The following is a 20,753-nucleotide window of genomic DNA, read 5'->3' as shown; positions in this document are numbered from 1 at the left end:
ACTCGGCGGCGTGAGATCCTGGAGGCGAAAACCCTGTGCCCCCCAGCCGAAAGAGCATCGTGACCGCAACCGAACACTCGCAGGAACTCATCACCGTCGCCGCCCAGGCGGCGGCCGACAAGCTGGCGCACAACGTCGTCGCCTTCGACGTCAGCGACGTGCTGTCGATCACCGACGCCTTCCTGATCGCCTCGGCGGCCAACGACCGCCAGGTCAAGTCGATCGCGGAGGAGATCGAGGACCAGCTGCGCGAGAAGCTGGACGTCAAGCCGGTGCGCCGGGAGGGCGAGCGCGAGGGCCGCTGGATCCTGCTCGACTACCTGGACATCGTGGTGCACGTCCAGCATGCCGAGGAGCGCTCCTTCTACTCGCTGGACCGGCTCTGGAAGGACTGCCCCGAGCTGCCGCTGCCCGAGGACGCGATGGCCACCCGCAACCGTCCCGAGGACGCCGCCGTGGACGAGGCCGGCAACGCCGTCGGCCATCTGCAGGACCTCAGCTGAGCGGCCGCGCGGGGGGACCGCGGATCGTCTTCTGGCGGCACGGCCAGACCTCCTGGAACCTGGAGTCCCGGTTCCAGGGCACCACGGACATCCCGCTGACCGACGCCGGCCTGGAGCAGGCCCGGCGGGCGGCCCGGCTGCTCGCCGGGCTCCGGCCGGACCTGCTGGTCTCCTCGGACCTGCAGCGGGCCGCCGACACCGCGGCCGAGCTGGCCCGGTTGACCGGCCTGGACGTGCAGCACGACGCCGGCCTGCGGGAGACCTACGCGGGCAGCTGGCAGGGCCTGACCCACACCGAGATCCGCGAGCGCTACCCCGAGGACTACGCGGCCTTCGGGCGCGGCGAGCCGGTCCGGCGCGGCGGCGGCGAGCTGGCCACCGAGGTGGCGGACCGCGCCGTCCCGGTGGTTCTGGAGGCCGTCGAGAAGCTCCCCGAGGACGGCACCCTGGTGGTGGTCAGCCACGGCGGCACCATCCGAACCGTGCTCGGCCGGTTGCTCGGCCTGGCGCCCGAGGTGTGGGAGTGCATCGGCGGGCTCTCCAACTGCTGCTGGTCGGTGCTCGGCCCGCGGCGGGTCGACGGCTGGCGGTTGTTGGAGCACAACGCGGGCACCCTGCCCGAGCCGGTGATCGGCGACGAGTCCTGAGGTGGCGGGGCCCCGGTTGCCCGGATTTCGTCATTCGGGGCCTGACCAGCTAGAGTCTTCCTCGTTCGCAGGAAAGGACGCGGCCCGGAAGGGCGGCGGCACTCCTCGGCCGCGGGGCTATAGCTCAGTTGGTAGAGCGCTTGCATGGCATGCAAGAGGTCTGGGGTTCAATTCCCCATAGCTCCACTCCGCACCAGCGGTTCCGATGGAGCCGCGCGGTCTGCGGGGCTATAGCTCAGTTGGTAGAGCGCTTGCATGGCATGCAAGAGGTCTGGGGTTCAATTCCCCATAGCTCCACCGAAGTCGAGGGGCCGCTCCCGGTCGGGGGCGGCCCTTCGGCGTCACTGGTGCTGGTGCGCGTGTTCGACGGCCGGGGCTTGGGGGTTCGCGGTGAGCCACGCCAGCCGCTCCCGGTCCTGCTGCGTCTGCGGCGTGTAGACCACCATGTAGAGCTCGGGGGCGCCGGGCATGGTCAGGTAGGACGCCTGGCACTGGACCTCGCCCACCGAGGCGTGCCGGAACACCTTGCGCACGGTCACCGTCGGCGCCACCAGCTGGCTCTCCCAGAGCTCCCGGAAACGGTCGCTGACCGCGCACAGCGCCCGCACGTACTCCTCCCAGGCCGGCTCGCCGACGTGCGAGGCGTAGGCGGTCCGCAGCACCCCGACCATCCGGGGCAGCTCCTCCTCGCGGTTGACGAACGGGTTGCAGCAGTCCGGCACGGTCACGGCGCACCAGAGCGAGTTGCGCCGGCCGTTGGGCGCGGTGACGCGGGTGGCGCCGGGGAAGAGCGCGTCATAGGCCGCGTTGTAGCCCAGCACGTCGTAGCGGCGGTTGCTGATGGCGGCGGGCAGCGGGGTCAGCCCGTCCAGGATCACCTGCATCGTCGGGTCCACGGTGGGGCAGAGCAGGTCGCCCGGGTCGCCGGCGGGCAGCCCGGCCAGCCGGAACAGGTGCTGCCGCTCGACCTCGTCCAGCAGCAGCGCCCGGGCCACCGCCGCCATCACCTGGTCGCTGGCGTTGATCGGGCGGCCCTGCTCCAGCCAGGTGTACCAGGTGACCCCGACCCCGGCGAGCTGCGCGACCTCCTCGCGCCGCAGCCCCGGGGTGCGCCGGCGCAGACCGGGCGGGAGGCCCACGTCCTGCGGGGTGACCCGGGCCCGGCAGGCCTTGAGGAAGGCGGCCAGCTCGGTGCGTCGGGTGGGCTCGGGGCCCTTGGCGGGCGCGGCGGGGCGGGACTCCAGCAGGGTCATGCGACCATCCTGGCGCACGGGCGCCGCGGCTGACAGGTAGTGCCGGTACCAGGATCAGCAGGCTCTAACCACCAGTATCGAAGCTGCGGCAGATTGCCCGTCATGACGGACCTGCAGACTCGACGGCCGCGCTCGGCGGCAGATCCCGACGCCGCGGCGCGGCCCACCCGGCCCGGTCGCCCCGGCCTGGTGCTCGGAGTGATCCTGACCGGCCAGTTCATGGCCATCCTGGACGTCGCCGTGGTCAATGTCGCGGCGCCGACCATCCGCACCGACCTGCACGCCGACGGCGCCGGCCTGCAGCTGGTGATCGCCGGCTACACCATCGCCTACGCGGTGCTGCTGATCACCGGGGCCCGGCTGGGCGCCAGGTTCGGCCACCGCCCGCTCTTCCAGCTCGGCCTGGCCGGCTTCACCGCCGCCTCGCTGGCCTGCGGCCTGGCCCCGAACACCGCCGGACTGATCGGCTTCCGGTTCCTCCAGGGGGTCGCCTCGGCGCTGATGGTGCCGCAGGTGATGAGCCTGATCCAGAAGACCTTCACCGGCGCCTCCCGGGCCAGGGCGCTGGGCACCTACACGGCGGTGCTGGCCGGCGGCAGCGTGGCCGGGCAGGTGCTCGGCGGGGTGCTAGTCAGCGCCGACCTGTTCGGCAGCGGTTGGCGGCCGGTCTTCCTGATCAACGTGCCGATCGGGGTGGTGCTGCTGGCGGCGGGGCACCGGGTGCTGCCGAACCTGCCGGTGGACCGGGAGCGCCGCCTCGACCTGGTCGGGCTGCTGCTGCTGGCGCTGGCGATCGGCCTGCTGGTGGTGCCGCTGGTGCTCGGGCACGACCTGCACTGGCCGGTCTGGGGCTGGGTGGTGCTGGGCGGCTCGGGGCCGGCCTTCGCGCTCTTCGTGGTGGTGGAGCGGCGGATCGCCGAGCGTGGCGGGCAGCCGCTGATCCACGTCCGGGTGCTGCGCTCCCCGGGGCTGGTGCCGGGGGCGGCGGCGCTGTTCCTGATCATGCTGGGGTTCTCCGGCTTCCTGTTCGCCTTCGCGTTGCACCTGCAGGCGGGGCTGGGGGACTCGCCGCTGCGCGCGGGCCTGTCCTTCGCGCCGATGGCCGTCGGCTTCGGGCTCTCCGGCCTGCACTGGCAGCGGCTGCCGAAGCGGCTGCACCTGCCGCTGCCGATGGTCGCGCTCGGGGTGGTCGGCGCCGGCTACCTGGCGCTCGGCCGGCTGCTGCGCGGCGGTGAGCTGCTGAGCCCGGGCACCGAGGCGCTGCTGCTGGTGATCGGGGCGGCCTCCGGCTGCGCCTACAGCCCGCTGTTCGCCCGGGCGCTGAGCCGGGTGGCCCCGGCCGACGCGGCGGACGCCAGCGGGGTGACGGTGACCATGGTGCAACTCGGCCAGGTGGTCGGGGTCTCGCTGCTCGGCACCGTCTTCCTCGGCTCGGTCGGCTACCCGGCCGGTCCGGCCGCCTCCGGCCACGCCGTCCAGGTGACCTCGTTCTGCCTGCTGGCCGCCGCCGCGCTGGCCGCCGTCTTCGCGTTCCGCACCCGGCACGCGGCCCGGCTCGGGTAGCCGACGCGCAGGGTCCGTCTCCGCCCGGTGCCGCCCGCCGCCCGGACGGCACCGGGGAACGGATTCGTGAAGCACTCCCGGGAGCGTGTAAAGTAAGACGTGTCGCCGCGGGGAACCGCCAGGCGGCAAAAAAATGCACTCGGTGCGATGCGGGGCTATAGCTCAGTTGGTAGAGCGCTTGCATGGCATGCAAGAGGTCTGGGGTTCAATTCCCCATAGCTCCACCGTAAGTGCTCGGGCCGCCTCCCAAACGGGAGGCGGCCCCACTGCGTTGGCGGCCCGTCAGGCCGACCGCGCCTGCGGCCGCTCGGCCAGCCGGGGCAGCAGCGCCGCTGCCAGCGTGATCGCGCCCAGCTCCAGGAAGGCCACCGAGTAGGAGTGCTGGGCCGCCACCCGGGAGATCGCCAGCGGCCCGAGCAGCCCGGCCATGCCCCAGCCGACCAGCATCAACCCGTAGACCGCCCCGGCATGGGCCGCTCCGAAGAACTCCGAAACCACCGCCGGCATGGTGGCGAAGCCACCGCCGAAGCAGAGGCAGACCAGCGCCGCCAGCGGCAGGAAGAGGGCGGCCGAGGTGGTCCGGGAGAGCACCACCAGGCCGACGCCCTGCACCAGCAGCATCACCACGAAGGCCCGTAGCAGCCCGGTGCGGCCGGACAGCCAGCCCCAGAGCGGGCGACCCACCGTGTTGAACACCCCGAGCACCCCGGTCAGCACGGCGGCCAGGGCCGGGCTCAACCCGGTGAGGCTGGTGGCGGCCGGGGCCACCACCGCGAGCAGGCTGATCCCGGCGAGCGTGTTGTAGAAGAGCATCAGTGTCAGCAGGTACCACTGCCGGCTGCGCAGCGCCTGGGCCGGCCGGTGGCCGGCGCCGGAGGTCGGCTGCGCGGGGCGGACCGGCGGATTGTCGAAGTAGGCGGCACCGGTCAGCGTGGTGGCCAGGAACAGGGTGCCGAGCACCAGCAGCGCCCGGGCCGGATCGACGGTGAAGTGCGCCACCAGCAGTCGGCAGAGCGGCGCACTGAGCACCGAGCCGAGGCCGAAGCCTCCGGTGGCGGCGCCGGCGGCCAGCGCCCGGTGCCCGGGGAACCAGCGCTGCAGCATGGTGGTCGGCACGATGTAACCCAGGCCCAGGCCGATCCCGCTGATCCCGCCGTAGCCGAGCAGCAGCAGCCAGAAGTCCTGGCGCCCGTGCGCGCAGCCGGCCACCAGGTAGCCGCCCGCGTAGAGCAGCCCGGCGAGCAGCGCGATGACCCGCGGCGAGCGGCGGGACATCAGCAGGCCGCCGAGCACGGTGCCGAGGAAGACCACGGCGTGCGCGGCGGCGAACGGCAGCGCGGCCCGGTCGCGGCCGAGCGCGAAGGCGCTGTGCGGCGACTGCAGTCCGGCGGAGACGATGCTCCAGGAGTAGACGGCGCCGTAGGCCAGTTGGTTGAGCACCACGGCGCCGACCAGTACGGCACGGCGCCGGCCGATCCGCCGGGCCAGTCGGCGGTGCGGGGTTGGCGGCGGCCCGGTGCGGGGTAGGACGGGACGGGGGAGCAGAGCAGTCTGGGACACGGAGGTGACCGCTTTCGGACGGGGGATGGCCCCCTGTCTGACGTTCAGGTACCACGCTGGTTACGCCGGCGGGCGGTTGCGTCCCAGACCGGGTGAAACCATTGGTCCGTTCGGGGGAGTCGAGAGCTTTTCGCGCCCGGGTGCGTGATAAGCGACGCGACTTCACGCTGAGCGGTCCCGGAAGCGGCCACGGCCAGCTACGGTCGGGCCATGGCCGATCTCGCGCGCATCCGCAACGAAGAGCTCGCCCGGATCCTGCACCAGCTCGCCTGGAGCCCGGAGCGGTTGGCCCGCGAGGTCAATCTGGTGCTGCCCCCCGGAATGGCGATCAGCCAGACCGCGCCCTACAAATGGCGCGACCGCGGCATGGTGCCCAGGTCCCCGCACGACCAGGCGGTCTGCGAGGTGCTCAGCCGCGCGGTCGGCATCGCCGTCACCTACGAGCAGCTCTGGGGCCGGATGGGCAGTCACCGCGGTGCCAAGGCGCTTTCGGCCCGGCTGCTGACCGACCCGTGGACCGCCGACACCGCGCAGATCGCCCTGCACGAGGCCGGCCTGCAGGTGGCGCCGGTGCGGCTGACCGACCTGTTCCGCGGCGACGAGCTGGCCCGGGCCGCCCGGCACTGGTCCGCGCCGCCGCCCCCGCTGACCGGCGGCAGCGGTGCGCTGCGGGTGACGGCGGACCAGCTGAACGACCTGCGGGCCAGCTGCGCCGGCCTGCGGCGGCTCGGCCGGGCCTGCGGCGGCGGTCTGGTGCTGGAGTCGGCCCGTGCCGAACTGGCCATGGTGGGCAAGCTGTTGGAGCTGGGCGGCTACGCCGAGGACGAGCCGCTCGGCCGGGCGCTGTACGGCGCGGCCGGGCGGTTGGCCCGGCTGGTCGGCTGGGCGGGCGCCGATCTGGGCCAGGAGGCGGCGGCCCAGCGCGCCTACGTGGCGGCGCTGCGGGCCGCGCACGTGGCGGGGGAGCCGCAGTTGGCGGTCAGCGTGGTGGGCAGCCTGGCGGTGCAGCTCACGTACTACGGCGCCGGGCGGGGGCTGGATCCGGCCCAGCTGCTGGGCTCCGCGCTGGCCGCCGCGGGCGCGACCCTGGCACCGCAGCAACGGGCCCGCCAGCTGGGCCGGCTGGCGTTGGCGCACGGTCGCAACGGCGACCAGGAGGCCGCCGAGGCGACCGCCGACCAGGCCTGGACGGTGCTGCCCAGGGACGCCGCCCGGGCCGAACTGGCCGGCCTGGTCGGCTGCGCCCACCTGTTCCTGGACGACCACAAGCGGGCCCGGCCGATGCTCACCGAGGCGGTGGCCGGCCTGACCGCGGCCCGGGCCCGGGCGCTGCTGCTGGTCCGGCTGGCCGACTCCTACCGCCGCACCGGCGACACCGGGCGCGCCGCCGCCGCGGCAGACCAGGCGCGCGGGCTGGCCGCCGGGATGCAGTCGGGCCTGGTCGCCCGGGTGCTGCGGGAGTTCGACGGGCCGCGGAGCGGGGGCGGGGCGTAGAGCTCCCGACCGGATCGACGCCGTGTGCGAGACCCGGTGTGACGATCACGAAGGAGCAACGGCTCGTTCCGGCTGACGGCCCTTGCCGGTCCGCTGGTGGTGCCGCCGGCCGCGGCGCTCGCCACCGGTGCCCGGGCCGCGGTGTTCCCGTCGTCCCGCCGCCGGTAGCCGGCGGCCGAGCGGGTCGCGCACGACGCGCTGCGCGGGTACCGGGCGGCGGCCGCGCAACCGGAGGGCGGCAGGAAGGCGTCCGGAAAGTCGGGCCGTCGGCGTTAGGCTGCCCGGGCACAACGAACGGAAGGCTCATCGCAGCTCATGAAGGTTCTGATCTCCGGCGGCGCCGGCTACATCGGCAGCACCGTCGCCTCCGCCTGCATCGAGTCCGGCCACACCCCCGTGGTCCTGGACAGCCTGGTCACCGGCCGACGGGAGTTCACCGAGGGCCGGGCGTTCTACCAGGGCGACATCGCGGACGGCGCCCTGGTCGACCGGATCTTCGCCGAGCATCCGGAGATCGAGGCCGTGGTGCACTGCGCCGCGCTGATCGTGGTGCCGGACTCGGTGGCCGACCCGGTCGGCTACTACCGGGCCAACGTCGCCAAGAGCCTGGACTTCACGGGCCACCTGCTGCGCAACGGCTGCCAGAAGATGATCTTCTCCTCCTCGGCCTCGATCTACCGGGCCAGCGAGGACTTCAGCGTGGACGAGCGCGCCGGACTCGACCCGCAGAGCCCGTACGCCCGGACCAAGGCGGTCTGCGAGGGCATGTTCGCCGACATCGCCGCCACCCAGCCGATCCGGATCCTGTCGCTGCGCTACTTCAACCCGATCGGTGCCGACCCCGAACTGCGCACCGGACTGCAGGTGCGTCACCCCAGCCACGCGCTTGGCAAGCTGATCGAGGCTCACGAGGCCGGTCAACCGTTCAAGATCACGGGTACCCACTGGCCGACCCGGGACGGCTCCGGCATCCGCGACTACATCCACGTCTGGGACCTGGCCGCCGCGCACGTGGCCGCGCTGGAGAACTTCGACCGGGCGCTGGAGGGCGGCCGAGCCTCGGCGATCAACCTCGGCACCGGCACCGGCACCACGGTGCGCGAGCTGGTCGAGGCCTTCAACGGCGTGGTCGACCAGCCCGTCGCCGTGGTCGAGACCGAGAGCCGCCCGGGCGACGTGGCCGGCGCCTACACCCGCAGCGACCGCGCCAAGCGGCTGCTCCACTGGGAGGCCGGGCACAGCCTCGCCGAGGGCATCCGGGACTCGCTGCGCTGGGCCGAGGTCCGGGACACCCGGCTGGGCTGAGACATCCCCTGCGGTACCCTGAGCCCATGCGAACCGTGCGCCTGCTCCTTAGCCGGCCGCGCTGACCAGGACCGGCCGCCCCGAGCGGGGGTAGCGCCGGAGTCGGCGTGGCGTCCCCTCCTGCGAGGGGCTTTTTTGTTTCCGGAGCCCTTCTTCGGGACCCAGGCACCGCACCCGGCCGCTCAGTTGACGATTCGCAACCTGACCCGATGGAGCTTGAAGGACCATGAGCGAGACGACCCCTGCCTCCGGCCCGGCCGAGGCCACCACCGAGCCGTTCCGGTACACCGCAGCCCTGGCCGCCGACATCGAGTCCCGCTGGCAGGACACCTGGGAGAAGGAGGGCACCTTCAACGCCCCCAACCCGGTCGGTCCGCTGGCCCCGCAGGCCGCCACGGGCGGGGCGGTCAGCGAGAAGCCGCACAGCTTCATCATGGACATGTTCCCCTACCCGTCCGGTGTCGGCCTGCACGTCGGCCACCCGCTGGGGTACATCGCCACCGACGTCTACGCCCGCTACCAGCGGATGACCGGCCACAACGTGCTGCACACGCTGGGTTACGACGCCTTCGGCCTGCCCGCCGAGCAGCACGCGGTGGCCACCGGCGTGCACCCCCGGGTCTCCACCGACGCCGCCATCGCCAACATGCGCGGCCAGCTGCGCCGCCTGGGCCTGGGCCACGACTCCCGCCGGTCGATCTCCACCATCGACCCGGAGTACTACCGCTGGACCCAGTGGATCTTCCTGCAGATCTTCGACTCCTGGTACGACACCGACGCCGACAAGGCCCGCCCGATCGCCGAGCTGATCGCGCAGTTCGCCGCCGGGGAGCGGGCCGTTCCGGACGGTCGCGCCTGGGCCGCGCTGTCCGCCGCCGAGCGCGAGGAGGTGCTGGGCGAGTACCGGCTGGCCTACAGCAAGGAGGTGCCGGTCAACTGGTGCCCCGGCCTGGGCACCGTGCTGGCCAACGAGGAGGTCACCGCCGACGGCCGCTCCGAGCGCGGCAACTTCCCGGTCTTCAAGTCCAAGCTGCGCCAGTGGATGATGCGGATCACCGCCTACGGCGACCGGCTGATCAGCGACCTGGACCTGCTGGACTGGCCCGAGGCCATCAAGCTGCAGCAGCGCAACTGGATCGGCCGCTCCGAGGGCGCCCGGGTCGACTTCCCGGTGGGGGACCACACCGTCACCGTCTTCACCACCCGCCCGGACACCCTGTTCGGTGCCACCTACATGGTGCTGGCCCCCGAGCACGAGCTGGTCGACGCCATCGTCCCGGCCGCCTGGCCGAGCGAGACCCTGAACGACTGGAAGGGCGAGGCGCACACCCCCGCCGAGGCCGTCGCCGCCTACCGCGCCGCCGCCGCCGCCAAGTCGGACGTCGAGCGCCAGATGGACGCCAAGGTGAAGACCGGCGTCTTCACCGGCGCCTACGCGACCAACCCGGTCACCGGCAAGCCGATCCCGGTCTTCATCGCCGACTACGTGCTGATGGGCTACGGCACCGGCGCGATCATGGCCGTGCCCGCGCACGACCACCGCGACTTCGCCTTCGCCCGCGCCTTCAACCTGCCGATGCAGTGCGTGGTCCAGCCCACCGACGGCCGCGGCACCGACCCGCACGAGTGGGACGACGCCTTCGACACCTACGACTCGGTGCTGGTCAACTCGGTGGGCGACGGGGTCTCGCTGGACGGCCTGACCGTCACCGACGCCAAGCGCACGGTCACCGAGTGGCTGGCCGGCCGCGGCATCGGCGAGGGCACCGTCAACTACCGCCTGCGCGACTGGCTGTTCAGCCGCCAGCGGTACTGGGGTGAGCCGTTCCCGATCGTCTACGACGAGGACGGCGTGATGCACGCGCTGCCCGAGTCGATGCTGCCGGTCGAGGTCCCCGAGGTGGACGACTACTCGCCGATCACCTTCGACCCGGAGGACGCCACCAGCAGCCCGCGCACCCCGCTGTCGCGCAACGAGGCCTGGGTCAACGTCGAGCTGGACCTGGGCGACGGCGTCAAGCGCTACCGCCGCGAGACCAACACCATGCCCAACTGGGCCGGTTCCTGCTGGTACGAGCTGCGCTACGTCGACCCGGACAACCGCGCCAAGCTGGTCGACCCCGCCAACGAGGCCTACTGGCTGGGCCCCAACGCCGAGAAGAAGGCCGGCGGCGTCGACCTGTACGTCGGCGGCCAGGAGCACGCGGTGCTGCACCTGCTGTACGCGCGCTTCTGGCACAAGGTGCTGCACGACCTGGGTCACGTCTCGTCGGTCGAGCCGTTCCACCGGCTGTTCAACCAGGGCATGATCACCGCCTACGTCTACCGCGACGAGCGCGGCTTCCCGGTGCCGGCCGCCGAGGTCGAGGAGGTCGACGGCGGCTACGTCTGGCAGGGACAGCCGGTCACCCGCGAGGCGGGCAAGATGGGCAAGTCGCTGAAGAACGCCGTCTCGCCCGACAGCATCTGCGAGGAGTACGGCGCCGACACCCTGCGCCTCTACGAGATGTCGATGGGCCCGCTGGACGTCTCCCGTCCCTGGGAGCCGCGTGCGGTGGTCGGCTCGTTCCGCTTCCTGCAGCGTCTGTGGCGCAACATCGTCTCCGAGAAGACCGGTGAGGTCGTCGTCACCGACGAACCGGCCGACGAGGCGACCCTGCGGGCGCTGCACAAGGCGATCGACGGGATCCGCGGCGACCTGGCCGGGCTGCGCTTCAACACCGCGGTGGCCAAGGCGATCGAGCTGAACAACCACCTGGTCAAGCGCGGCAGCACGCCGCGCGAGGTGGCCGAGCCGCTGGTGCTGATGGTCGCGCCGCTGGCCCCGCACATCGCCGAGGAGCTGTGGCGCAAGCTGGGGCACACCGACTCGCTGGCCTACGCCGACTTCCCGGTCGCCGACCCGGCGCTTGCCGTGGACGAGGCCGTGGTCTGCGTCGTGCAGATCAAGGGCAAGGTCAAGGCCCGTCTGGAGGTGCCGCCGACCATCGGCGATGCGGAGCTGGAGCAGCTGGCGCTGGCCGACCCGGCGGTGGTCGCGGCGATCGGGGACGCCCCGGTGCGCAAGGTGATCGTCAGGGCGCCGAAGCTGGTGAACATCGTCACCGGCTGACGGTTGACGGCTGACGGTTGACGGCTGACGGCTGACGGTTGGCCGGTTGGCCGGCTCGGCCCGTTGGTTCGCGTGCTTCGGGTGGTTCGGGTGGTTCGGGTGGTTCGGCAGTGGCCCGGTCGCGGTGGCGGCCGGGCCGCTGCCGTTCCGGGAGGCATTGGCAGGGGGTTGCCGGCCCAGGAGGTTCCCGGCGGAGGCTTTCTCGGGGTAACCCTGAAGAGACCCTGATCCGCCCCGCGAAAGCCCCTGGACCGCCGCTCCGCCGGGGGCGGTCGGGCTACCGTATTGAGGGAAGGCCCCGGGACTCCCGCGGGCTCGGCGAGGGCGGGAAGGCGGCTGTCTGATGTTCCACGCGATCGGGATCCTGGTCGGGGTGGTGGCGCTCATCGCGCTCGTGCTGACCGTCCTGGTGGTGGTCGGCGTCGTCAAGGCGGCGAAGGCCGTGGCCCGCAAGGTCGACCAGACCGAGGCGCAGGCCCGGCGGGCGGTGGAGAACGTCGCGCTGAAGGCCAAGAGCTATGCGAAACCCGGGGCGCACGGTGAGGTGGCGGCCGTCCGGCTCGCGCTGCGCACCTCGCTGACCCGCACCCGTGAGGTGCTGGAGGGCGGCCTGCCCAACGACGGCCAGCTCACCGAGGCACTCGGCCTGCTGGCCCGGCTTGACGGCCACGGTGCCGAGCTGGACGCCGAACTGCGGCTGCTTGAGCGCGAGCCCGATCCGTCGCGGGTGGCCGCCAAGCTGTCGGAGCTGCGGGTGCGGGCCGACCGGATCACGCAGTCAGCCGAGTCGCTGCGGTGGGCGGCGCAGGACCGGATGCACCGGTTCGCGGCGGACGATCTGGGGCGGCTGAGCGAGGAGATCGCGAGCGAGGCGGGGGCGCTGCGCCACTGGGAGACGGGCGCGGGGGGCGGCGCCGCGGCGACGGCTTCGGGCGGTGCTGGGGCTGGGGCGGGGACTTCGGCTGGGGCTGGGGGCGGCTCCGGGGTTGGGGGCAGCTCCGGAGTTGGTGGGAGCGGTGCTGCCGGTGGGAACGGTGCTGCCAGTGGGGCGGGTGCATCGGGGCGGCCCGGGCTGGGGGCCGGCAGGGCCGGTCGGTGGCTTTCGGCGGAGGAGGTGCTGGGGCTGGGGGAGCAGGTGGTGAACGTCGCACAGCGGCTGCGGAAGCCGGCACCCGGGTCGTCCGGGAACTGACCGCCGGCGGGGAGCGGGTGCCCGGCCGGCGATCGGCTCTGGCTCTGGGGTCCTGGCGGTCGGCTCTGAGGTGCCGGTGGGCCATGGGGCTCTGATGTGCCGGGTGACCACGGGAGGAGTAACCTCCGGCTCATGTCCGCCCAGCTCGCCATCGTCACCGATTCCACGGCCTATCTGCCCCACGACGCCGTCGACGCACACCAGGTCTCGGTGGTCCCGCTGAGCGTCGTGGTCGGGGACACCGTGCTCACCGAGGGCGTGGAGATCGCGCCCAAGGACGTCGCCGAGGCCCTGCACGCCAAGCAGCGGCTCACCACCTCGCGCCCCAATCCGGAGACCTTCGCCGCCGCGTACCGCGCCGCCGCCGAGGCCGGTGCCACCGGGGTGGTCTCGATCCACCTCTCCACCGAGCTCTCCGGCACCGGCGACGCCGCCCGGCTGGCAGCCGCCGAAGCGCCGATACCGGTGCGGGTGGTGGACAGCCGGCTGGTCGGCATGGCGCTCGGCTACGCGGTGCTGGCGGCGGCCGACGCCCGGGACGCGGGACTCGACCTGGACGGCGTGGCGGCCGCGGCCGAACGACGTGCCGCCGACACCCGCGGCTTCTTCTACGTGGACACCCTGGAACACCTGCGCAGGGGCGGCCGGATCGGCACCGCCCGGGCGCTCCTCGGCTCCGCCCTGGCCGTCAAGCCGCTGCTCCACCTCGACGCGGGCCGGATCGAACCCCTGGAGAAGGTGCGCACCTCCTCCCGCGCCATCGCGCGTCTGGAGGAGATCGCCGCCGAGTACGCGGGTGAGCGGGAGGTGGACATCACCGTGCACCACCTCGCCGCCGAGGACCGCGCCGAGCCGCTCGCCGCCCGTCTGCGCGGGCGGGTACCGAAGCTGCGCGACCTGTACGTGGGGGAGGTCGGCGCGGTGATCGGAGCCCATGTGGGGCCGGGGTTGCTGGCGGTGGTGGTCGCACCGGTATGAGGGTGCGATGATCGTACTGACGGTACGTCAATTATCCACAGCCGCAGGGTTGTCCACAGGTTCCCAGGTGGTCGTGATGGGACGTCGGGGCCCGGCCTAGCGTCGGTGCCATGACCGTTCTCCGCGCCCTTCGCACCCCGGCCGCCCGCCGCCGGGAGACCGCCGCCCTCACCCGCGCCCGCCTGGCCCATCTGCTGCCGCCACTCGGCATCGCCACGGCGACGCCGGGCGTCCAGGAGGGTGAGTCGGGCGTCCATGGGGATGAGTCGGGCGTCCACGGGGAGGCCGGTGCCCATGGCCCTGCGGAGCCGGACGGAACCGACTTCGGTGCGCGGGGTGCGGTCGATGAGCCTGGGCCGGAGTCTGACCGTCCCCTCGGTGTGGGGGCGCACGCTTCGGCGCTTCCCCGGGCCGCAGGACCCCCTGCCGCGCCGGGCGGCGACTCAGCGGCCCTGGGTGCATTCACGCCTGATGGGTCGGGACCTGCTTCGCTGGACGGGGCCGTCCCGCGTGACGCATGGTCCGGGGTGAGCCCGGATGACTCGGAGTCTTCTTGGGTCACGGGGTCTCACCTGAGGCGGGTGGCCCGGTCGGCCGGCTCGCTGGACGCGCAAGCCGCCCGCCGGCTCGCCACCCCGCCCGTGTCCGGGGGCGGTTTCCCGGCTTTCCGCGCCCCCGCAGAGGGCGACTTCGGCTCTGCCCCATCCGATACGGTCGCTCGGCCAGCGCCGGAGCCTGACGGGTCGTCGGCGCCCGATCCGCGCCGCTCGGGGCTTCCCCGGCCCCTGGCGTCCCCGGTCTCGGACAGCCTCGGGGACGGCAGTGCCACAGTCGCCGTGTTGGAAGGGGTCGACTGGTTGGGCTCGGAGCAACCCTCGACCCGCATCCCTGACGACGACACCCTCTCCACCGCAGCCCCTGCTTCCGCAGCCCCTGCTTCGCCCACACGCAGCACCGGAAGCGCTGCCGCGCTCCCGGCTGACTGGCCCTACGGCTATGGCAAGCGCAGGGGCCCCCGGTGCGGCGCGCGGCCCCGCCTGCGCTCCCTGAATACCGGGCCGGCCTCGTCGGCCTCGTCGGCCGCGACCGGCGCGGCTCCGACGGCCCCAGGCCGTGCGCGAGTGCTTTCCCCCGTCGCCCGGATGTCCGTGCCCGCGTCGGCAGCGGGCTCGCGTCTGTCCTCCGCCCTGCCTTCCCCACCCTCCGCTGCTACCGCCGTGCCCGCGACCTCCTTCTCGCCCGCCGCTGTAGCGCGCTCCGCGCCGGCGGGTCCTGCCGACTCGCCTGCGCCGCCTGCCCTGCCCTCCCCGGCGGCCGGCCCTTCGGGTGGGGAGGGCAGGGCCGCCGGCACCGGCGCGCCCTGTTCCTCGCCCCCGACTGCCCAGTCCTCCGTCGCCGCCCCGCTCCCGTCCCGGCCCGTTCCGTCCCACCCGCCCAGGCGGCGGCTGCGCTTGCCCAGCGCGCTCCACCCCTTGCTTTGGGCGGACCGAAAGGCGGTGCTCGGCCTAGGAGTTCTGCTCCTGCTCGCCGTCGCCTATGCCATCCAGCACTTCTGGCTGGGTCGGCCGCAGCCCGTCGCCGTGCCCACTACCACCGGTAAGACCGCACCCCGGGCCGCAGCAGCCGCCGGCGACTCCGAGCGTCCGGCCGAGCCGGTCGCCCCAGGGGTCGAACCAGCGGACACCGGGGCGAGCGCCGCCGAACCGTCCGGCAGTGCTCAACTCCCGGTCGTGATCGATGTGGCAGGCCGCGTCGCGCATCCAGGCATACTCAGCCTGCCGGCAGGATCGCGAGTCGCCGATGCATTGCGGGCGGCTGGCGGTGCGCAACCGGGCGTGGACACCGATGGCCTCAACCTGGCCCGGGTACTGGTGGACGGTGAGCAGGTGCTGGTCGGCTCAACCGCTCCGCCCGGTGGGAGCGCCGCCCAATCCACGCCGCCCAAGGAGCCGGTGAGCATCAACAGGGCCACTCAGGAACAGCTCGATGCGCTCCCCGGTATCGGCCCTGCGTTGGCCCGCCGCATCCTCGACTTCCGCACCCAACACGGCCCGTTCCGCTCGTTGGAGCAGCTCCGGCAGATCAGCGGGCTCGGCGGACGCAAGTTCGCCGAGCTGAGACCACTGCTTGTTCTCTGACGCGCCGGCACCTTCCATTACGTCCCGGCTCCTGTGATCACCGCTGCTCGGTCCTCGCTCCGACCGACTGCGCAACGGCAAGCGTGACCGGTCGACGCAGGCCCAAGACAACTGCGCGCCGTCCGCCGTGCCTCGCCTTCTCCACGCCAAGCCACCAACGCCGGCCCCCGGGCCCGGAGAATCCGCTCCTACGCCAACCGTCCACCACCACCCACCGTCACAGGCCATGCCATCTCCGCGCACAACCACCCAACACGCCGATCTTTCGCAGGGGCCCGATCTGCGGCTCGTGTTGCCGACCGTCGCCGCCTGGGCCGTCACGGCGCTGCTGCTCAGCAGCAACTCGCACGCCACCACGGCGCTGCTCTACGGGGCTGCCGTAGCCGCGGGCACAGCGGTTGCCCTGCTGCTGCTCGTGCGCGGCGGCGACCGGTCACGTCGAACTGCCGCACTCGGAGCCGCCGTACTGCTCACCGCAGCCGCGGCCACCACCTGCACCGTGCTGCGGACCGCCGACCTGTACCGCGGACCGATTCCCGCCCTCGCCCGAGCCGCTACCGCCGCCGACGCACCGCCGACCGGCACCGACATCAACAGCGGGCTCGCCACCTCGACCACAGCCATCCGCGACTCCCGCCCTGGAGCCGTCGCCGGACCACCACCTGGCACGCAGGTCACCGTTGAGCTGACCATCACCGGCGACCCGCGTCCTCGCACCTCGCACGCCCACGGGGCGGACGCCGGCCGTCACATGCTCCTCGTGGACGCCACCGCAGTTCGCGTCACCACTGACACCGGTGGCACCACAGGCGGCAGCAGTAATGCGGGCAGCAGTAATACCAGCGGCACCAGCGGCGCCACCCGCCACGGCGCGGAGACCACACAGACCGACACCCCGATCACCTTGATCGTCCAGGAGCGCGACGCCGCCTCCTGGCAGGGGCTGCTGCCGTCCGCCCGGGTGGCGACCCTCGCGCGGGTCCTGCCGGCCGGCGAGGAGGGCAGCAGTGACACTGCGGCCGCCCTGGTGGCCACGGGGCCGCCGCGGCTGCTGGCGCCGCCGAACTGGACGCAGCGCCTGGCAGGTCGGCTGCGGGCGGGGCTGCGCCAGGCATGTGCGGGCCTGCCGTCCGACGCCCGTACCCTGCTGCCCGGCCTGGTGGTGGGCGACACCGATGCGATGCCGGACGACCTCGCCCAGGCATTCCAGAGCACCGACCTGGTCCACATCACCGCGGTGAGCGGCGCCAACCTCTCCATCGTGTTGGCGCTCCTACTGGGCGCCCCGACGCGTTCGGGCACCGCGGAGCGCGGTGGGTTGGCGGCCTTCCTGGGTGTCCCGCTGAGGGTGGCGGCCCTGCTCGGCGCGGCCCTCACGATCGCCTTCGTCATCCTCTGCCGTCCGGAGCCGAGCGTTCTGCGCGCGGCGGCGACGGGGCTGGTGAGCCTGCTCGCCCTGGCGCTGGGTCGTCCGCGCCAGGCGCTCTCCGCACTCGCGGCGGGGGTCCTCCTCCTGCTGCTGGTCGACCCGTTCCTGGCCCGCTCGTACGGGTTCCTGCTCTCGGTGCTCGCCACCACGGGGCTGCTCACCCTGGGGCGCCGTTGGGCGGAGGGGCTGCACCAGCGGGGCTGGCCGCACAGTGCTGCTGAGGCAGTGGCCTGCACGGCCTCGGCGCAGGTGCTCTGCGCTCCGGTCACCGTGCTGTTCGCACCACGGATCAGCCTGGTCGGGATCCCGTGCAACCTGCTTGCCGAACTGGCGGTGATGCCGGCCACGTTGCTGGGCTTCGCGGCTCTTGCGGTGGCACCGCTCTCCAGCGGGGTGGCCGCGTTCCTGGCCGGCATGGCCGGCTACCCGACACAGTGGTTGGCTGTCGTCGCGCGGGCCGGTGCGGCACTGCCCGGCGCCGAACTCACCTGGACGGCGGGCTGGCGAGGCACCGCCACGCTGGCCCTGGGCGTGCTGGCGGCCTGTTACGCGGGCCGGCTGCTCTTCCCGACGGCCCAGGCCACCGAGGTCACCGGCAGCAGCCACCCGGGCGCTGCCAGATCCGGCCCCGCACAACCCGGCCCCGCGCAACCCGTTCCCGCGCAACCCCGTAGCGGGCCGCCCACAACCGCCGGATCCGCTGCTGGTCGGTCCACCACTGCTGACTCCGGCGCCGGTGAACCCCCGGGTAGCCTCCTGTCGCCGTCCAGCTTCCCGCGGCCCCGCCGCATGCTCCGCCTGGCGGTCGCCGTCGTGCTGACGCTCGGCCTGGTGGTCCTGCTGCTGCGGCCGCCTGCCCTGGTCCGGATCGCCACAGGCTGGCCGGTGGCAGGGGCGCGGTTGGTGATGTGTTCGGTCGGGCAAGGGGACTTGCTGGTGCTGCCATTGGCCGGTCGTTCCGACACCGCCGTGGTGGTTGACACGGGGCCGGACCCGACCGCCGCGGACGACTGCCTGCGGGACCTCGGAGTCACCCGGATCCCGTTGGTCGTGCTCACCCACTTCCACGCGGACCACAGTGCGGGTCTGCCCGGGGTGCTGCACGGTCGTGCAGTCGGCGCCATCGAGACCACCACCTTGGCCGCGCCCGCCGCGGAGGCGGCCAAGGTCACCGCGCTGGCCGCGAGCGCCCACGTTCCATTGCTGCGAGCGTCTCCGGGAGAGCAGCGCACCGCGGCACCCGAGCTCTCCTGGCAGGTGCTCTGGCCCAACGCGGCCTTCGATCCCGTGAGTTCGGGGCCCAACGACGCCAGCGTCAGCCTGCTCGTCACCGCGGGCCGGTTGCGGTTCGCTCTGCTCGGCGACCTCGAACCCACCGCCCAGGCGGAACTGCTGCGCACCACCCATCCAGGTCCGGTGGACGTCCTGAAGGTGGCCCACCATGGTTCGGTCCACCAGGACTGGGCGCTCGCCAGCGCTCTGCACCCCCGTCTCGCCCTGATCAGCGTGGGGGCCGGCAATTCCTACGGTCATCCGTCACCGCGCACCGTCGACCGCCTGGCAGCCCTGGGAGCCACCGTGCTGCGCACCGACCGCACCGGCGACATCGCCGTGCTGGGCAGCACTCCGGCCACCCTGCAGGCGGTGGTCCATCCACGCCCCGCAGGCGGGTGAGCCCCGTGAGCCCGTCGGCCGCTACCCGATCGCCGCCCGCTGATAGCCGCTGCCGTCCTTGTCCCGGGTCAGCAGTTTGGCCTCCACCAGGTAGCGGCGCAGCGCGGGAAAGTCGTCATGCACCGTCAGCAGTGCCTCGTTGACCTCGCGCTCGCTGTAGCGACGGTCGGCCTCGAAGAGCGTCCGGGCCAGGTGACGCAGCAGCTGCTCGCGCCGGGCGGGCTTGCGCGGAACGGTGGTCAGCCGCCCGCCCGTGAAGAAGGCGGCCAGACCGGCGGCTTGGACACTGGAGCCGGCATGGACACTGGAATCGGCCTCAGCCTCGGCCTGGGAAACGTCTGCGGACATGTTCGGCAGCGTCCCCCGTCAACCCTCCTACCAGCAAGGGGTTTTCCGCAGCTGACGCACCTCGTGTCCGACATCAGGTCAACTAAGGGCCGTCCCGTAATTGATCTTTGGGTGGTTCGAGGCACGGTCGGTCGACCGGCAGTGCGTTGGCTTATGCAGCCTGGAGCAGGTTGTGCAGGCGGGCAATGCCCAGCATGGCGTGGTGGACGCCGTCACCCTTGAGGCGGCAGTCGCGCAGGATCTTCCAGGTCTTCATCCGGGCGAAGACGTGCTCGACGCGGGCTCGGACTTGTTTGTGCTCGCGGTTGTGCTCGGCCTGCCACTCGGTGAGTTCGCCGCCCCTGGGCCGGCGGTGTGGGATGACGAGGCCGGTGCCCGGGTAGCCGCCGTCGGCGATCGTAGTGGTCTGTCCGACGGCCGCGTTGGCGCCGGACTCCTCCCATGCCTTGCAGTCGTTCCGGTTGCCTGGCAGAGGTCTGCCGATCGCCACGACCAGGCGGGAGTGGGCGTCGATGACCACCTGGTGGTTGGTGGAGTACCTGTAGTTCTTGGACTGCTCGGCGATGGTGTGGTCTCGGGTGGGCACCAGGGTTCCGTCGACGATCAGCACGGTGTCCTTGCGGAACCGTTGCCGGGGCTTGAGCGCCAGGAGCGGGCCGATGTGGTCGATGATCCGGTCGGCGGCCGACTTGGACACCCCGAACAGCGGTGCGAGCTGCCGCAGCGTCAGGTTGGTTCGTCAGTAGGCCGCGACCAGCAGCACGCGGTCCTCCAGCGGGAGGCCCCAAGGCCGGCCCGGGCGCACCGTGTCGGCGCCCTCGCGTCGCAGCATCGTCATCAGCTTGCGGAAGTCGCGCGGGCTCAGCCCGGTGAACGGGGCTATCCAGGAGGGCTCCGACGCCGTGATCACACCAGCCACACCAAGATCATCTCATTGGTGACCAGGTGCTCATGAGGCGTGGCACTACAGCTTGATCTTCCCCGTCAACCACCATTCGAGGTACTTGGCCAGACTGGGTGCCACCCAGGTGCGGCTGTCGTCTTCGTGGTTCCAGGCGAAGACGTCGGGGCGGTTGATTCTGGGGAGGAGCGCGAACAGGTCCCCGTTCCCCGCGTCCGCGAAGAAGAGCAGCGGATCGAACGGCATGTACAAGGTGGCGAGCTCGGCATCCGAGCGAAGGGTCTGGTTCTCGGAGGCGATGCGCTCGGCGGACCAGATGAGCCCCGCGCCGTACTCGCCCTCGATGCCGTTGCTCTCCCGGAGGAGGGCTGCGAGGTCCGCAGGCAGTGAGTGGCCGAGGACCGCAGTGCAGCAGGCCAGCGACTGCTCCGATGCAGGGGGCTGAAAGACCACCGTCCCGGGCAGGGCCGCCACAACCTCGGTCCACACGATGGAATCGACCTCCATGATCCTGGCCACTAATCGGGCCGGCCTGCGGCCCGGTCGGCATCAACAGGAGCCCGCGACACGACCAGGGGAGCACCTGATCGCCAGGCGAACAGTACGGCCCTGGCCAAGTCAGTCGCTCACCCGCCCCAGGGCAATACGGGACAACC

General features: G+C 72.6%; 15 protein-coding genes, 3 tRNA genes and 1 pseudogene. 13 read left to right on the top strand and 6 right to left on the bottom strand.

The genetic code is table 11. The features are described from left to right. Positions 1 to 59 precede the first annotated feature (59 nt). The 4 genes from rsfS to LN042_RS29665 all read left to right on the top strand — a co-directional run bounded on the left by rsfS (position 60) and on the right by LN042_RS29665 (position 1,447). Positions 60 to 503, top strand: a complete 444-nt coding sequence (gene rsfS, locus LN042_RS29680) for a ribosome silencing factor (RefSeq protein WP_230054494.1) — start codon at positions 60 to 62, stop codon at positions 501 to 503. Continuing rightward, positions 500 to 1,150, top strand: coding sequence for a histidine phosphatase family protein (locus LN042_RS29675; protein ID WP_230054517.1), 651 nt, complete (start codon positions 500 to 502; stop codon positions 1,148 to 1,150). The genes rsfS and LN042_RS29675 overlap by 4 nt, the downstream gene beginning before the upstream one ends. 113 nt (positions 1,151 to 1,263) lie before the next feature. After that, positions 1,264 to 1,336 (top strand) — tRNA-Ala (locus LN042_RS29670). A 38-nt stretch (positions 1,337 to 1,374) separates the two neighbouring features. After that, positions 1,375 to 1,447, top strand: a tRNA-Ala gene (locus LN042_RS29665). Between the two features lie 44 nt (positions 1,448 to 1,491). On the opposite strand, the gene LN042_RS29660 is transcribed toward LN042_RS29665, so the two are convergent. Then, positions 1,492 to 2,403 carry a helix-turn-helix transcriptional regulator gene (locus LN042_RS29660; protein ID WP_230054493.1) on the bottom strand — a complete coding sequence of 304 codons (912 nt, stop codon included), beginning with the start codon at positions 2,401 to 2,403 and terminating at the stop codon, positions 1,492 to 1,494. Positions 2,404 to 2,505: 102 nt separating this feature from the next. Between LN042_RS29660 and LN042_RS29655 the strand changes: the two genes are divergently transcribed. Both LN042_RS29655 and LN042_RS29650 read left to right on the top strand, forming a co-directional pair. Further along, the gene (locus tag LN042_RS29655; protein WP_230054492.1) at positions 2,506 to 3,966 is read left to right on the top strand and encodes an MFS transporter; all 1,461 of its coding nucleotides are present in this window, start codon (positions 2,506 to 2,508) and stop codon (positions 3,964 to 3,966) included. A gap of 151 nt (positions 3,967 to 4,117) precedes the next feature. Next, positions 4,118 to 4,190: transfer RNA gene (locus LN042_RS29650), tRNA-Ala, on the top strand. Between the two features lie 58 nt (positions 4,191 to 4,248). On the opposite strand, the gene LN042_RS29645 is transcribed toward LN042_RS29650, so the two are convergent. Next, a complete protein-coding gene (locus tag LN042_RS29645) occupies positions 4,249 to 5,526 on the bottom strand; it encodes an MFS transporter (protein ID WP_230054491.1) in 1,278 nt (425 codons plus the stop codon). Positions 5,527 to 5,736: 210 nt separating this feature from the next. Between LN042_RS29645 and LN042_RS29640 the strand changes: the two genes are divergently transcribed. The 5 genes from LN042_RS29640 to LN042_RS29620 all read left to right on the top strand — a co-directional run bounded on the left by LN042_RS29640 (position 5,737) and on the right by LN042_RS29620 (position 13,607). Next, positions 5,737 to 7,020: an NsdA family TPR-like regulatory protein gene (locus LN042_RS29640; RefSeq protein ID WP_230054490.1), complete on the top strand. Its 1,284-nt coding sequence runs from the start codon at positions 5,737 to 5,739 to the stop codon at positions 7,018 to 7,020. Between the two features lie 315 nt (positions 7,021 to 7,335). After that, entirely contained in the window at positions 7,336 to 8,325 is a 990-nt protein-coding gene (galE, locus tag LN042_RS29635) for a UDP-glucose 4-epimerase GalE (protein WP_230054489.1), read from the top strand. Positions 8,326 to 8,551: 226 nt separating this feature from the next. Then, on the top strand, positions 8,552 to 11,437 hold the full coding sequence (gene leuS / locus LN042_RS29630; protein ID WP_230054488.1) for a leucine--tRNA ligase: 2,886 nt from the start codon (positions 8,552 to 8,554) through the stop codon (positions 11,435 to 11,437). A 343-nt stretch (positions 11,438 to 11,780) separates the two neighbouring features. Next, positions 11,781 to 12,629, top strand: a complete 849-nt coding sequence (locus tag LN042_RS29625; protein WP_230054487.1) for a hypothetical protein — start codon at positions 11,781 to 11,783, stop codon at positions 12,627 to 12,629. A 132-nt stretch (positions 12,630 to 12,761) separates the two neighbouring features. Beyond that, positions 12,762 to 13,607, top strand: coding sequence for a DegV family protein (locus tag LN042_RS29620; RefSeq protein ID WP_230054486.1), 846 nt, complete (start codon positions 12,762 to 12,764; stop codon positions 13,605 to 13,607). Between the two features lie 1,505 nt (positions 13,608 to 15,112). Here the strand turns inward: LN042_RS29620 and LN042_RS29615 are convergent. Further along, complete coding sequence (locus tag LN042_RS29615; RefSeq protein ID WP_230054485.1) at positions 15,113 to 15,328, bottom strand: hypothetical protein; 216 nt, start codon at positions 15,326 to 15,328, stop codon at positions 15,113 to 15,115. Positions 15,329 to 15,337: 9 nt separating this feature from the next. On the opposite strand from LN042_RS29615, the gene LN042_RS29610 reads away from it, so the two are divergent. Both LN042_RS29610 and LN042_RS29605 read left to right on the top strand, forming a co-directional pair. Then, on the top strand, positions 15,338 to 15,745 hold the full coding sequence (locus LN042_RS29610) for a ComEA family DNA-binding protein (RefSeq protein WP_230054484.1): 408 nt from the start codon (positions 15,338 to 15,340) through the stop codon (positions 15,743 to 15,745). A 289-nt stretch (positions 15,746 to 16,034) separates the two neighbouring features. After that, a complete protein-coding gene (locus LN042_RS29605; protein ID WP_230054483.1) occupies positions 16,035 to 18,848 on the top strand; it encodes a ComEC/Rec2 family competence protein in 2,814 nt (937 codons plus the stop codon). Between the two features lie 21 nt (positions 18,849 to 18,869). On the opposite strand, the gene LN042_RS29600 is transcribed toward LN042_RS29605, so the two are convergent. From LN042_RS29600 to LN042_RS29590, 3 genes and pseudogenes are all read right to left on the bottom strand, one after another. Further along, positions 18,870 to 19,196, bottom strand: a complete 327-nt coding sequence (locus LN042_RS29600; RefSeq protein WP_230054482.1) for a DUF2087 domain-containing protein — start codon at positions 19,194 to 19,196, stop codon at positions 18,870 to 18,872. A gap of 151 nt (positions 19,197 to 19,347) precedes the next feature. Continuing rightward, a pseudogene (locus tag LN042_RS29595) lies at positions 19,348 to 20,115 on the bottom strand (transposase). Between the two features lie 45 nt (positions 20,116 to 20,160). Then, the gene (locus tag LN042_RS29590; protein WP_230054481.1) at positions 20,161 to 20,604 is read right to left on the bottom strand and encodes an SMI1/KNR4 family protein; all 444 of its coding nucleotides are present in this window, start codon (positions 20,602 to 20,604) and stop codon (positions 20,161 to 20,163) included. Positions 20,605 to 20,753 lie beyond the last annotated feature (149 nt).

Source organism: Kitasatospora humi (assembly GCF_020907985.1).
GTDB lineage: Bacteria > Actinomycetota > Actinomycetes > Streptomycetales > Streptomycetaceae > Kitasatospora > Kitasatospora humi.
This window is presented reverse-complemented; position numbering and strand designations above follow the sequence as displayed.

Bases quoted from the DNA above. Each gene is read 5' to 3' on its own strand.
- LN042_RS29660 (WP_230054493.1), bottom strand. From the start codon at position 2,403: ATGACCCTGCTGGAGTCCCGCCCCGCCGCGCCCGCCAAGGGCCCCGAG.
- LN042_RS29655 (WP_230054492.1), top strand. From the start codon at position 2,506: ATGACGGACCTGCAGACTCGACGGCCGCGCTCGGCGGCAGATCCCGAC.
- LN042_RS29640 (WP_230054490.1), top strand. From the start codon at position 5,737: ATGGCCGATCTCGCGCGCATCCGCAACGAAGAGCTCGCCCGGATCCTG.
- galE (WP_230054489.1), top strand. From the start codon at position 7,336: ATGAAGGTTCTGATCTCCGGCGGCGCCGGCTACATCGGCAGCACCGTC.
- leuS (WP_230054488.1), top strand. From the start codon at position 8,552: ATGAGCGAGACGACCCCTGCCTCCGGCCCGGCCGAGGCCACCACCGAG.
- LN042_RS29625 (WP_230054487.1), top strand. From the start codon at position 11,781: ATGTTCCACGCGATCGGGATCCTGGTCGGGGTGGTGGCGCTCATCGCG.
- LN042_RS29620 (WP_230054486.1), top strand. From the start codon at position 12,762: ATGTCCGCCCAGCTCGCCATCGTCACCGATTCCACGGCCTATCTGCCC.
- LN042_RS29600 (WP_230054482.1), bottom strand. From the start codon at position 19,196: ATGTCCGCAGACGTTTCCCAGGCCGAGGCTGAGGCCGATTCCAGTGTC.
- LN042_RS29590 (WP_230054481.1), bottom strand. From the start codon at position 20,604: ATGGAGGTCGATTCCATCGTGTGGACCGAGGTTGTGGCGGCCCTGCCC.